Consider the following 12,887-nt stretch of genomic DNA (forward strand, 5'->3'; position numbering starts at 1 on the left):
ATGCGACACAGTGTAGGCCGGCCGGCCTTGATAATACAGTTACAAAAAGGCAAAATTGTGACCAGCACAATTTTCTACCTTGCAAACTGTACCGATCGAGATCAGCAACAACTGTATTGGTGGGGCCGATGGAACACGAACTTCTGCGCTACGAACGACTGGCCGAGGATCTGAGCAGCATCATCGCCGGTGGCAATCTGCGCCCTGGCGAACGCCTGCCGTCGGTACGGCGCCTGTCGCGCGAGCGGCAGCTGTCGGTGTCGACGGTGCTGCAGGCACTGCATCAGCTCGAAGACCGCGGGCTCGTCGAGGCACGACCGCAATCCGGCTATTTCGTCCGCCATGCACCCGCGCCACACGAGCAGCCGAACGCACGCTCGACCCCCGAAGAAGCCGTCCCGGTAGATGTCAGCCAACGCCTGATACGCGTACTGCAGACGGGCGGCAGGCCGGGCGTGGCGCCGCTGGGCGCCGCCCTGCCCGCGTCCACCCTGCTGCCCCTGGGGGCGCTGCAGCGGCTCTACGGCAGCGTCGCGCGGCGTCACCCGCGGCTGCTCGAAGGCGCCAGCCACATCAATATGGATGAAGCGGCGCTGATCCGTCAGCTGGTGCTGCGCTCGGTCGGCTGGGCCGGACCACTGGCGGCCGACGAGTTCGTCATCACCAACTCGTGCACCGAAGCACTGGGACTGTGCCTGCGCGCGGTGACCCAGCGCGGAGACACGGTGGTCGTCGAGTCTCCGACCTACCACCTGATGCTTCAGTTGCTCGAAACACTGGACCTGAAAGCGCTGGAGATCCCGACCGATCCGCGCACCGGCCTGTCGATCGAGGCGCTCGATCTGGCCACCCGCGACGGCCAGGTAAGCGCCTGTCTGCTGGTGCCCAACGCCAGCAACCCGCTCGGCAGCATGATGCCCGACGAACACAAGCGCCGACTGGCGAAGCTGACAGCCGAACGCGGCGTGGCGGTGATCGAAGACGACATCTACGGCGACCTGTACTTTGGCAGCAAGCCGCCGCGCCCGATCAAGGCCTTCGACAAAGCCGGCAACGTGCTCCTCTGCTCGTCGTTTTCCAAGTCTCTGTCACCCGCGCTGCGCCTCGGTTTCGTCGCTGCCGGCCGCTATCGGCGACAGGTCGCGCTGCACAAGACGGTGAGTAGCGGTGGCACCAATCCGATCACCCAGCTGGTCGTCGCCGAGTACCTCGAATCGGGGTCCTACGATCGACACCTGCGTAGCCTGCGCCGCATCTACGAGCGCCAGGTCGACGCCATGCGCGCGGCGGTGGCCAGGCATTTCCCGCCGGCAACGCGGATGACGCAGCCGCTCGGCGGTTTCGTGCTGTGGGTCGAACTGCCCGACAAGGTCGATACCACCGCCCTCTACGACCGCGCCATTGCTGCCGGCGTCGCCTATGTGCCGGGCGAACTGTTCTCGGCCAGCGGCATGTACCGCAACTGCCTGCGTCTCAACTGCGGCAACCCGCATACGCCGGCGATCGAGGACGCCGTTCGCCGCCTCGGCGAGTTACTGGCGTCGTGAGGCCACCCACAAACGCGTTACCGCTCGACAAGGAAGGCCGGGAGTGCCGATGGCCTGCCCAGCGACGGCACCGCCACGCGCAGCGCTGCCCTGAGTGGCCGGCGGCAGATACCGGGAAGCCAGCGACAACGGCATCTTCCGCGAGCGCAAGCGCGACCGGATAAGGGCCGCAATCCGCCCGCGTCGAGTGGTCGCGAGCGCTCACGTCCGGGAGCATTCGCATGCTCGCCTTTGTCATAGAGGTGGGCTACAATCGCGCATGCCTCTGATTGAACTCAGCCTGCTTCTTCTCCTGGCCATCGCCGTCGGCGGTGCGCTCGTCCATTGGACACCACTGCCCTTGCCGATCCTGCTGGTGGTCGTCGGCGTGGTGGCCTCGTTCCTGCCCGGACTCGGCAGCGTCGAAGTCGATCCGGAGCTGTTCCTGCTCCTGTTCATCCCGCCGATTCTCTTTGCCGATGCCTGGGTCTTGCCGCGTCGCGACTTCGTGCATACGCTCAAGCCGGTGCTGCTGCTGGCGCTGGGCCTGGTCGTTCTGACCGTCGTCGTCGTCGGCTACGTGATGCACTGGCTGATCCCGGCGATGCCACTGGCCGTGGCCTTCACGCTCGGGGCGATCGTTTCGCCGACCGACGCCGTGGCCACCGTGGCGACCACCCAGCTGCTCCCCTTGCCGGCGCGCATCGTGCATATCGTCAATGCCGAAAGCCTGCTCAACGACGCGTCGGGACTGGTGGCTTTCAAGCTCGCCGTCGCCGCGGCAGCGACCGGGCTGTTCTCGTCGACGGCGGTAGCCGGCAACTTCGTACACCTGGCCGGCGGCGGCATCATCATCGGCATCGCCGTCGAGTGGGTCGGGCGCGAATTACGGCAGCGGCTGATTCGTCTGCACGCCGGCGACCCCGTGCTGCAGACGCTGCTGACGATATTGATACCCTACGGGGCCTACCTTGCCGCCGAGGCGCTGCACGTTTCCGGAATCCTAGCGGTGGTGGCCGCCGGACTGTGGGCCAGCGGCCAGGAAGTGAAAGGTCTGACCGCCGACGCCCGCCAGCACGCCCGTGAGGTCTGGCGGATGCTGTCCTACGTCCTCAACGGCGTGGTGTTTGTTCTGCTCGGTCTGCAGTTGCGCCGCATGCTGAGCGGCGTCGATGATTTCGCGCCCCTCGATCTGGTGCTCTATGCCCTGGTTCTGTGGGCGCTGTTGATGGCGCTGCGCATCGCCTGGGTGTGGACCTCTGCGCACCTGCGCTATCGTCTAAGCTGGGGGTGGACCGGCAGCACGATGGGGCCCGACCCGAAACGCCTGCTGCTGGTCAGCTGGGCGGCGGTACGCGGCTCGATCACGCTGGCCACGGCGCTTTCGATACCGACCGTGGTGGCCGCCGGAACGCCCTTTCCCGAGCGCGACCTGGTCGTCTTTCTGGCGGCGGCGACGATCATCCTGACCCTGGCGTTCAACGGCGTGCCGCTACCCTGGCTGATCCGCAAGCTCGCTCTGAACAGCGACGAAGACAGCCCCAACGAGGAACGCACCGCCCGCGCCGAAATCGCGCGGGCAGCGCTCGCTGCCGTCGCCGACGTTGCCAGCGAGCTCACCGACCGCGAGGATATTGCCTTCGTCGAGCAGCTCCTCAGCCGCTACCGTGGCAAGCTCGAGCTGCACGAAGGAGACCCCGGGCACGCTTCGCTGCGCGCGACGCACATCGCCCTGCGCCGACGACTGCGACTGGCAGCCATCAGTGCCGAACGGCAGCGCCTGCACGAGCTGCACGCCGTCGACGCGATCAACGACGAAACCCTGCGCATCATCGAAGCGGAACTCGACGAACGCGAACTGGTGTCCATGATCAGCGTCGACCGCGGCTAGCCAGAGGCAGCCCCGAACAACCCTTTCAGACGGCGAACTGCAGCGCCGCCAGCCGTGCGTAGAGGCCGCCGCGCTCGACCAGTTCGAGGTGCGTGCCGGCGTCTATCACCTGCCCGTGATCGAGGACGATGATGCGGTCGGCGCGTTGCACGGTGGCCAGGCGGTGGGCGATGACGATCGTCGTCCGGCCGCTCATCGCCGCTTCCAGCGCTGCCTGCACGACGCGCTCGCTTGCCGCGTCAAGGCTGCTCGTCGCTTCGTCGAGCAAGAGCAGCGGCGCGTTCTTCAGAATGGCACGCGCGATGGCGATCCTTTGCCGCTGCCCGCCCGACAGGCGAACGCCGCGCTCGCCGACGAAGGTGGCGTAGCCCTCGGGCAGCCGCTGCACGAATTCGTCGACGAAGGCGGCAGCCGCGGCAGCCCGGGTTTCCTCGTCGCTGGCCTGCGGCCGACCGTAGCGAATATTCTCGGCGACGCTGCCCGAGAAAATCACCGCTTCCTGCGCCACCACCGCGATGCGCCGGCGCAGTTCGTCCAGGCGCGCGCAGCGCAGGTCGATGCCGTCGATGCGAATGGCGCCCTCGCTGACGTCGTAGAAACGCTGCAGCAACTGGAAGACGGTCGTTTTTCCGGCGCCGGACGGACCCACCAGGGCCACCGTCTGGCCGGCCGCTATGCTCAGGTCGAGGCCCTGCAGAACGGGCTGGCCCGGCCGTGATGGATAGGCGAAGCGCAGCTGTTCGAAGGTGACGCACAGTCCGCCGGCGGGCGCTGGCAACGCGACCGGCGCCGCCGGCTCGGCAATCGGCGAGCGCAGGCTGAGCAATTCCATCAGCCGCTCGGTCGCCCCCGAGGCGCGCAGCAGATCTCCCCAGACCTCGGCGAGCACCGCCACGCTGCCGGCGACAAGCATCACGTAGAGCGCCGTCTGACTCAGCTGACCGGCGCTCATCTGGCCGGCGAGTACAGCCTGAACGCCACCGTACAAGCCGTAGAGCAGCGAGCCGAAAACGCCGATGATGACAAAGGCGGTGAATGCCGAACGCATCGCGGTACGCCGGATCGAGGTCACGAAGGCCTTCTCGTTGGCGGCCGAGAAGCGCGCCGCTTCGGCCTCCTCCTGGGTGTAGCTCTGGACAATCGAAATGGCGTTAAGAATCTCGCCGGCAATGCCACTGGTATCGGCAATGCGATCCTGACTGGCACGCGACAGTTTGCGCACGCGCCGGCCGATGAGCACCGCCGGGAGCACGAAGAGCACGATGATCCCGGCGACGGTGAGCATCAGCCGCGGCGTCGTGCTGACCAGCATGGTCAGGCCGCCGGCCAGGAGCACGACGTTGCGCAGCCCCATGCTGATGCTCGAACCGACGGCGCTGTGAATCACCGTGGTGTCGGTGGTCAGGCGCGAGAGCACTTCGCCCGATTTCAGCGTCTCGAAAAATTGCGGGCTCTGCCGCAGCACGTGCGCATAGACGGCCTGGCGCAGGTCGGTGGTTACCCGCTCGCCGATCCAGCTGACCATGTAGTAGCGCGCCGCGGTGGCCACGCCGAGCACCACGGCCACCGCGAACAGCCACAGGAAATGCTCGCCAATCGCCGCCATGCGTTGGCCAGGCTCGCTGCCGGGTGGCGCCGCCAAGCCGCCGTCGACCAGCAGCTTCACGGCAAACGGCAGGGTCAGGGTCGCCGCGGCCGCGAGCAGCAGGAGCAGCAGGGCGACAGCGATCTGCCGACCATACGGTGCCACGTAGGGCAGCAGCGCGCGTAGCGGCCGCAGCCTCGGCCCTGCCGCAGGCTGCGCGCCGTCTGGAGTGGCCGCGGAGCGCTCGCCGGAGGCGTCCGGCTTCAGCCGAGCAGCCCGCGCAGAACTCCCCAGGCGCCGCCCAGCCCGAGCGCCGCGAAGCAGAGCATCGACAGTCCGAAGCCCGCGCCGCGCGTCTTCGGGTCGCGCGCGTAGGCCAGCGCATACCAGACCCGGGCCAGCCACCAGGCGCTGCCGAGCAGGGTTGCCCAGAACTCAGAGGTGTTCAGGGCAAAGACCCACAGCACAGGCAGAAAGGCGACCGTATTCTCGAGCGTGTTCATCTGAATACGATAGGCGATCTCGAACTGCGGGTGACCGCTGGTCGCCGGCGCCTTGATGGCAAACTTGATCCGGCAGCGACCGACGTAGGCAGTGCAGGCGAAGAGCAGCAGCGAGCAGGCGAGAGTAAGGAGGCTGGGTCCGGGGTAGGCAGTCATGGTTTTTTATCGATCAGCAGCAGCGCGACGCACACTATACCCCGTGAGCATCGTTCCCGGGCCGCTGTGCGCGCTCGTGCGAGCCGTTCGCTGGCCTGCGCAACCTGATTCTGCGACCAAGGGTATCCGCTTTCGCGTAAACTGCGTCACGTTACGCTAGGTGAATTGGCCTGAAAATGGCGGCTTCCCGCCTTGCCCGGCCAGCGCAGCATTGGACCTTGCGCCGTCTGGGCGAGCGTTCTGGCAAAAATCAGACGCACCTGGAGGCATTTATCACTGACTCCTCATGTACTCCGACGACAGCATACCCACGGACCCAATGAGCATGAAAACCAAGCATCTCCTTCGCCACGCCGTGACAGCACTGCTACTGCTGGCAAGCATTGCCGCACTGCCCGCGGAGCAGGAGCAAGCCGAGAACGATTGGCAAATCGACAACGCGACGGTTACCGAGGTGCCGTTTTTCAAGCAACTGATAGACGGCCAGTGGTTTGAGCGCAGGCCGCGCAACCGAGGTACTTTCCTTGAAGTACGCGCCACCCTCAAGGTCGCGGGTGACGGCTCGTTCGGACCAAGCAGCCTGGCAACTGCCGGCCTCCTGGCCGGACCCGGCGACGTGCCGATAGGGGCAGAATTGCTGGCTGTCGGCGTGGTCAGGACGAATTGCCTCTACCTGCGGGCCCCGATCGGCGCCGGCAACGAGACCTTCGCCAAGCTGGGCGCCGGCAGCGAAATCGCCATTCTGCGCGAGAGCGATGCCAATGGCCCCCTGTTTCTCAGAACGCGAGCCCCCAGTCTCGAGCTGTGCATGGTGTTCGAGTTGCCGGATACGCCGCCGGCACCATTGCGCTGGCGCTTCGCGGAACGGACGATTCCGCTCGCCGTCGGCACCAGGCCCCCTACCGAATCCGAAGCGGCGGCCAGCGACCCGCTTGACTCCGCCGCATCACTCGCGCCTTCGCTGTCAGTGCCGCCGCTCTGGCGACGGGCGATTTCCTCGCCACTGCTGTGGACCGCGCTGGTCCTGGCTGCGCTGGCCCTGGTCGGCGGCGTCGCCTTGCAACGGCTATGGCGCCGCCACCGCCTGGCAAACGGCACACGCAGCGGCAGCCACGCGGACAGCTCGTCGGCGCTGGACATCCCGCGGGTAAGTGCAGCACACCAGCCAACACGCTTTGCCAGCGTCGAACCCGAAGCGGGCGCCGGCCACCTGCAGTTCCATGACGCCATGGCTGCACTCCGACTGGGCGACTGGGAGCGGGCGAACGCGGTTTTCGGCGAGGCTATCGCGGTCGGACTGACGCCCACCTTCGAAGCGGGCGCGTGGAGTCTGCGCGGCGAGGCGATGCTCAATGACGGCGACCTTGTCGGGGCAGCGACCTGCTTCCTGCGCGCGCTGAGCTCTCCCGGCGTGACGGCCGAGGCGGCCCTTCCCGCGGCCAGCCAGCTGGCCGCCATCTACCGGCAGCTCCGCCTGCGGCGGGATGCAGTGAAGATGGAGGATGTGCGCGCCCGGATCAACCCCTTTGCCGGCGATCTCGGTCCGCAGCGACTCGAGTTGATCGCCAGCCTGGCCAGGGAGCTCAAACACAAGAAGCGCACCAGGATGCTCGCTCGCCTCATTCCCTGAACTCGCCACCGCGGCCAGGCCGAGCCAGGCCTGGCCGACGCTTGCCGGCAGCCTCACGCTGGCGGAATACGGGCACGCGCGTTTATGGGTAGAATGTGCCATTGCCAAGCCATCATTCAGGGAGTTCCGTGTTCGATCCGCTGCGCAGCCCGCTACGCATCCTACTGCTCGCCGGCCCGCTGCTTTTCGGCAGCAGCGGTTGTGACATGGTCAAGGAAAAACTGGGGCTGGAAGAACCTGTCGCCAAGGCTGCCCGGCTCGCTGCCGAGGGGCAGGCGGTCGGAGGCGGCTGCCGCCAGTCGGGGCGCGCCATCGAGGATTGCTACTCGATCTATTCGTGGCTGCCAAAGGCCGCCATCTATCAGGGCTGGCGTGACATGGACAGCTACATGCGCGAGAACAAGCTGGATACCGTCGAGCCGCAACTGCCGCCGCCACAGCCTCCCGGCAGGAAGAAGAGAAGGCCGCCCGCAACGGATGCTGGCGACGAAGCGAAAGCCGCAGCGAGCGACAAGAGCGACGCCGACCCCGGCAGCGAGCGGCAGGCCGGCAGTCCCCGTTGAGCGCCGGCTGCCGCCGCCTCAAGGCGCGGGATTGGTGTAGCGCAGATGAAGCTCGTTGATCTCGGCCAACAACGGTGCCGACAAGTGCACCGCCAGGGCGCCGAGATTCTCGTCGAGCTGCGCGATGCTCGTCGCACCGATGATCGTGCTGGCCGAAAACCAGCGTGAGTAAACGAAAGCCAGGGCCAGCTGGCTCGGCGTCAGCCCGTGCCGGCGGGCAAGGTCGGCGTAGGCAGCGACCGCCGGTACGACGTTGATTTTTGCGTAGCGCTGACCGAAGCCGGCGAACTGCGTGATCCGGCCTGCCGCGTTCGCGTCGACCAGATACTTTCCGGAAAGCGTGCCAAAGGCGAGCGGCGAGTACGGCAGCAGGCCGATGTTTTCCCGCTGGCAGACCTCGGCCAGCCCGCTCTCATAAACCCGGTTGAGCAGGTTGTACGCATTCTGCAGCGAGACCGGCCGTGGCAAATCGTGCTCACGCGCCAGGCGGACGAACTCCATGACCCCCCAGGGGTGCTCGTTGGAAAGACCGAAGTAGCGAATCTTGCCTTCCCGCACCAGCGTCGCCAGCGCCTGCAAGGTTTCCAGAATCGGCGTCGACTCGTACTCCTTGGCGGGATCGTACTGCCACTGGCCGAACATCGGCTGATTGCGCGCCGGCCAGTGCAACTGGTAGAGATCGACGTAGTCGGTACGCAAACGGCGCAACGAAGCTTCGACCCCGGCACGCAGGCTGGTCAGGTCGAAAGCCAACTGGCCGCCACGAATCCAGTTCAGGCCGCGCGACGGTCCGGCGGCCTTGCTGGCAACGATCACCTGCTGCCGCGACTGCCCGGCCAGCCAGTTGCCGACGATCTCTTCGGTCCTGCCACAGGTAGCGGCCCGCGGGGGCACCGGATACATTTCGGCGGTATCAATGAAGTTGACCCCGGCAGCAAAGGCGCGGTCGAGCTGCGCATGCGCTTCGGGCTCGCTGTTCTGCTCCCCGAAGGTCATTGTCCCGAGACAGATCTCGGACACCTGCAGAGCACTATTGCCAAGCTGCCTGTTGTTCATGCTTCCTCCCTTTGCGGTGTACCCATCGCCAGGACGACGAGGTCAACGCCGCGACCACCACCGCCGGCAGCCGCGAGCACCAGACCTCGGTCATCCTCGTCTATAATCCCGCCATAAAACCTGCGCCATTCGCGGTCGTGGCGCGCCGGATACGATACACTCAATCGCCACCGCCCACTGATTTCCACCGGAACAGCGACCGAACGGCCCAGCAATATATGCCAGATCAACACCCGCCGCCTCCGCCAACGCCTGCAAACGACTATCGTGCGCAGGTTCTGCTCGCCAGCAGGAACCTTTTCCAGCAGCGGCTCAGAAAAATAGTCAGTGAAGCAGGCGGCAATATCTCGGCGAGCCTGGACGCCTTCAGCCGCGAAGTCGGCGACGCTCACGATGTGCTGGCATCGGCCAACCCGCTTGATGGCTTCGATCAGGTTGCAAGCCTGACCGCCTCGCGTCTGACGCTGATGGGCGACGATGACCTCGAAGTGGGCATTCGGCTACGTGAAATCGCCACCCACCTGCGTGATGCCGGCGGCCGCGAGCTATGGCGCAGCCGTTCGCTCTACCTGACTTTGCTGGATCGCACGACGATGGGACCGGATAACAATCCGGTGGGCCCGGAAGCCATTTGCGAAGGCCTCGCGGCGCTCTGTGCGCAGTACGACGGCAGCATCGAGCAGACCTTCGCCATGCTCGACCGGGTCGAGGATCTCCTGTGCCACGGTTTGCCGGCGCTGTATGCCGAGATCAACGAGCTGCTGACAAAACTGGGCGTCGAGCCGGCGCAGGCGCACTACGCAGCCAACGTCGCGTCACCGGTCAGGCCGGCGGGCGGGCAAGCGGCAAGCGCCAGCACGCAGCCCGCCACGAATGCGCTGCTGCTGCTCCAGGACGTGCTGCGCCACCGCAGCGGCCTGCTGCAAGCGGGAGCTGGCGGCCACTTCGTCGCCGCCGATGGCCAGGCAGAGGCGGCGAATCCCTTGCTCGACGACGCCGCCGCGGCGTACATGTTGAAGGACCTGCTCGAACGGCTGACGGCCCTCGAACTGCGCTCGGCATCGGCACCCGCCGCCGGCCACGACGAATCGTCGCCATCCGCGCCGCGCCCTCTGAAGTCGAGCGATTTCGACGTACCGCTGGGCAGGACCGAGGCCCTCACGCTCGACACCATGGCGCTGATCTTCGAAGCCATTTTCGAATCCGCGGACATCCCCGACGCGGTCAAGGGAATTATCGGACGCCTGCAGATTCCCCTCCTGAAGCAGGCCATCGTCGATCCGACCCTATTTGCCAACAACCAGCATCCGGCCCGCCTGCTGATCAATCGCATGGCCCGCGCGGCCGTCGGGCTTCCCCTGAATACGGGCGTGGATCATCCGCTGTGCAAGCGGATCGCCGCCATCGCCAGTGCGCTCCGCGACTCGCGCGAGGGAAGCGGCGATGGACTTGGCAAGGCACTCGCCGAACTCGACGCGCTGGTCAACGAAGGTGACCAGGCGGTGCGCGCGGCCGCGGCCGGCCCTATTCGGCTGGTCGTCGCGCATGAACAGGCAATCGCCGCCCAGCAGGCCGCCGAGACATGGCTGCGCGCCAGCCTGACGCGCACACGCTCACCCGAAATTGCCGCCTTTCTCGAACGTTACTGGGTGCGCGTGATGGTGGCTGCGGCCCAGGAGGGTGGCACCGAGGGTGCACGCTGGCAACAGGACAGCGCGACGGGAGGAGAGCTGATCTGGAGCGTGCAGCCGAAGCAGACCAACGAAGAACGCAAGCACCTTGCCGGCATGGCCTCGTCGCTGATCAAGCGCATCGGCAGCGGGCTCGATGGAATCGGGATTTCCGGCCCCGAAAGGCTTCCTTTCCTCAACCGCCTGTTCGACCTGCAAACGGCCGCGCTGCGCGGCCAGGCGCAGGAAAAGACCAGGGAGGCAGGGCTGGCGCTGGAGCGGCGAAGCCAGAGCAGGCCGGAGAGCGGCCCGGCGGCCAAGGGTGGGGCGTGCACGCTCGGCAGCGGCGAGTTGCAGGTTCACTACCTCGCCCAGGCGGACGAACACGAGGCCACGGCCCGCGCCGCCACCGCCAGCAGTAGCTGCCAGGTTGGCGACTGGCTGCGCTTCTCGCTGCCCGATCGGGAGCAGGAGCCACTTTGTGGTCTGTGCTGCTGGCAGAGTCCGTCGTCGCACACGGTGCTCCTTTTCAACCCCGTCTGGGGCTACGCCGTCGCCCTACCGAGCGCGCTCCTCGAACAGCAGGTGCGCGCGGGCCGCGCGCAAGTCGTCTCCGGGGTGGCCACCTTCGACAGCGCTGCCGAACACGCCCTGCGTCTTCTCGACTGACTGAGCACCGCGCCGCGCAACCCGGCCAGTCGTTCGCTCCCCGCAGCCGCCACCGTCACCTCGGGGCCCGCCGCAGATCAATGTATAATTTCGTTTTTCTGTGTTCGAGCGTTGACTGACTTGACTGATCCGAAGGCTTCACCCATCCGCTTCACTGACCTCGGCCTGGCGCCCGAGTTGCTGCGCGCCATTGCCGACCAGGGCTACAGCGAGCCAACACCGATCCAGGCGCAGGCGATACCCGTCGTTCTCGCCGGACGAGACCTGATGGGCGGCGCCCAGACGGGGACCGGCAAGACCGCCGCTTTCACCCTGCCCCTGCTGCAGCGCATTCTCCCCTTCGCCAGCCCGAGCCCTTCGCCTGCCCGGCACCCGGTGCGCGTACTGATGCTGGCACCGACGCGCGAACTGGCGATCCAGGTCCATGAATCGGTGCAAACGTACAGCAGGCATGTACCGATCAGGAGTTGCTGCGTTTACGGCGGCGTCGACATCAAGGCACAGATCGCCGAAATTCGCTGCGGCGTCGAAGTACTGGTCGCCACGCCTGGCCGCCTGCTCGATCTCGTCGAGCAGAAGTGCCTGCACTTCAACAGCGTCCAGGCGCTGGTCCTCGACGAAGCCGACCGCATGCTGGACATGGGTTTCATCCCCGATGTCACCCGCATCATCAACATGTTGCCGCAGCAACGCCAGAGCCTGCTCTTCTCGGCGACTTTTTCGGAAGAGATCAAGAAGCTGGCCGACAAGATGCTCAAGTCGCCGGAACTGATCGAGGTTGCCAAGCGCAACACCGTCTCCGAGACCATCACTCACCGCGTCCATCCGGTGGCCAGCGAAGCCAAACGTGCGCTGCTGGTCAAGCTTCTGCGCTCGTCGGATTTCAACCAGGTTCTGGTGTTCACGCGCACCAAGGTTGAAACCAACCGTCTCGCACGCGAGTTGCAGCGCGCCGGAATTGCCGCCGACTCGATCCACGGCGACAAGAGCCAACTGGAGCGACTGAAGGCGCTGGAAGCGTTCAAGGACGGTTCTGTGCTGGTCCTGGTGGCGACCGACGTCGCCGCCCGCGGACTCGATATCGACGAGTTGCCGCACGTGATCAACTTCGAACTGCCGCGAACGCCGGAAGACTACATCCATCGCATTGGCCGCACGGGCCGCGCTGGCAAGGCCGGCACGGCGATTTCGCTGGTCTCGGCCAGTGAAGTGCCGTATCTGGTCGATATTGAAAGACTGATCAAGATCAAGGTCGAGCAGGTGATCATCGCCGGCTTCGAACCTGAATACGACTACACCTACCCGCCCGGCGACAAACATCGCCATCGCCGCAATCCTGCCCCACCCGCACCTGCGCCGGCTTCACCAGAGGCAGCGCGCAGCGAGCGAGCGAGCGACCGGAATGCGCCACGCAAGGGCGTCGGCAAGCCCGGCGCCAGCCGACGCCCCAGCCATATCGCTGCCGACGGTTTCGACTTCAGCAAGCCCTACGAAAGCGCCGAACCGCGTCCGGTCGCCGCAGCGGTCGATGGCGAGGCCGCGAAAGCATTGGGCCGCGGCGAGCATCCGCACAAACGACGCCGCGCGGTGGCCGCGCTACTGGGCGGACTCGGGCGCGAGTGAAGCCCCGCCGCCGAG

10 protein-coding genes are annotated in these 12,887 nt (G+C 66.3%); 6 read left to right on the forward strand and 4 right to left on the reverse strand.

Annotated elements, in window-relative coordinates; translation table 11 throughout:
- Positions 1–128 precede the first annotated feature (128 nt).
- Positions 129–1,547 (forward strand): PLP-dependent aminotransferase family protein, encoded by a 1,419-nt coding sequence (locus QZ634_RS19065; protein ID WP_291991064.1) that lies wholly within the window; start codon positions 129–131, stop codon positions 1,545–1,547.
- 259 nt (positions 1,548–1,806) lie between these two features.
- Positions 1,807–3,417, forward strand: coding sequence for a Na+/H+ antiporter (locus tag QZ634_RS19070; RefSeq protein WP_291991065.1), 1,611 nt, complete (start codon positions 1,807–1,809; stop codon positions 3,415–3,417).
- Between the two features lie 25 nt (positions 3,418–3,442).
- On the opposite strand, the gene QZ634_RS19075 is transcribed toward QZ634_RS19070, so the two are convergent.
- Both QZ634_RS19075 and QZ634_RS19080 read right to left on the reverse strand, forming a co-directional pair.
- Complete coding sequence (locus tag QZ634_RS19075; protein WP_291991066.1) at positions 3,443–5,167, reverse strand: ABC transporter transmembrane domain-containing protein; 1,725 nt, start codon at positions 5,165–5,167, stop codon at positions 3,443–3,445.
- Between the two features lie 98 nt (positions 5,168–5,265).
- Positions 5,266–5,661, reverse strand: a complete 396-nt coding sequence (locus QZ634_RS19080; RefSeq protein WP_291991067.1) for an MAPEG family protein — start codon at positions 5,659–5,661, stop codon at positions 5,266–5,268.
- 325 nt (positions 5,662–5,986) lie between these two features.
- Here QZ634_RS19080 and QZ634_RS19085 point away from each other — a divergent pair, with 325 nt between their 5' ends.
- Together QZ634_RS19085 and QZ634_RS19090 are read left to right on the forward strand one after the other, a co-directional pair.
- Positions 5,987–7,291 carry a tetratricopeptide repeat protein gene (locus QZ634_RS19085; RefSeq protein WP_291991068.1) on the forward strand — a complete coding sequence of 435 codons (1,305 nt, stop codon included), beginning with the start codon at positions 5,987–5,989 and terminating at the stop codon, positions 7,289–7,291.
- 128 nt (positions 7,292–7,419) lie between these two features.
- On the forward strand, positions 7,420–7,854 hold the full coding sequence (locus QZ634_RS19090) for a hypothetical protein (protein WP_291991069.1): 435 nt from the start codon (positions 7,420–7,422) through the stop codon (positions 7,852–7,854).
- Between the two features lie 18 nt (positions 7,855–7,872).
- Here the strand turns inward: QZ634_RS19090 and QZ634_RS19095 are convergent, their stop codons facing one another.
- Positions 7,873–8,910, reverse strand: coding sequence for an aldo/keto reductase (locus QZ634_RS19095; RefSeq protein WP_291991070.1), 1,038 nt, complete (start codon positions 8,908–8,910; stop codon positions 7,873–7,875).
- Entirely contained in the window at positions 8,907–9,302 is a 396-nt protein-coding gene (locus QZ634_RS19100) for a hypothetical protein (RefSeq protein WP_291991071.1), read from the reverse strand. The genes QZ634_RS19095 and QZ634_RS19100 overlap by 4 nt, the downstream gene beginning before the upstream one ends.
- Before the next feature lie 3 nt (positions 9,303–9,305).
- Here QZ634_RS19100 and QZ634_RS19105 point away from each other — a divergent pair, with 3 nt between their 5' ends.
- Both QZ634_RS19105 and QZ634_RS19110 read left to right on the forward strand, forming a co-directional pair.
- Entirely contained in the window at positions 9,306–11,249 is a 1,944-nt protein-coding gene (locus tag QZ634_RS19105) for a DUF1631 family protein (protein ID WP_291991072.1), read from the forward strand.
- 144 nt (positions 11,250–11,393) lie between these two features.
- The gene (locus QZ634_RS19110) at positions 11,394–12,872 is read left to right on the forward strand and encodes a DEAD/DEAH box helicase (RefSeq protein WP_291991100.1); all 1,479 of its coding nucleotides are present in this window, start codon (positions 11,394–11,396) and stop codon (positions 12,870–12,872) included.
- The last annotated feature ends 15 nt before the right edge of the window (positions 12,873–12,887 follow it).

This window comes from Candidatus Accumulibacter sp. ACC007, from assembly GCF_907163205.1.
GTDB lineage: Bacteria > Pseudomonadota > Gammaproteobacteria > Burkholderiales > Rhodocyclaceae > Accumulibacter > Accumulibacter regalis.

Coding starts and splice junctions, on each gene's coding strand:
- QZ634_RS19065 (WP_291991064.1), top strand. CDS start 129: ATGGAACACGAACTTCTGCGCTACGAACGACTGGCCGAGGATCTGAGC.
- QZ634_RS19080 (WP_291991067.1), bottom strand. CDS start 5,661: ATGACTGCCTACCCCGGACCCAGCCTCCTTACTCTCGCCTGCTCGCTG.
- QZ634_RS19095 (WP_291991070.1), bottom strand. CDS start 8,910: ATGAACAACAGGCAGCTTGGCAATAGTGCTCTGCAGGTGTCCGAGATC.
- QZ634_RS19085 (WP_291991068.1), top strand. CDS start 5,987: ATGAAAACCAAGCATCTCCTTCGCCACGCCGTGACAGCACTGCTACTG.
- QZ634_RS19070 (WP_291991065.1), top strand. CDS start 1,807: ATGCCTCTGATTGAACTCAGCCTGCTTCTTCTCCTGGCCATCGCCGTC.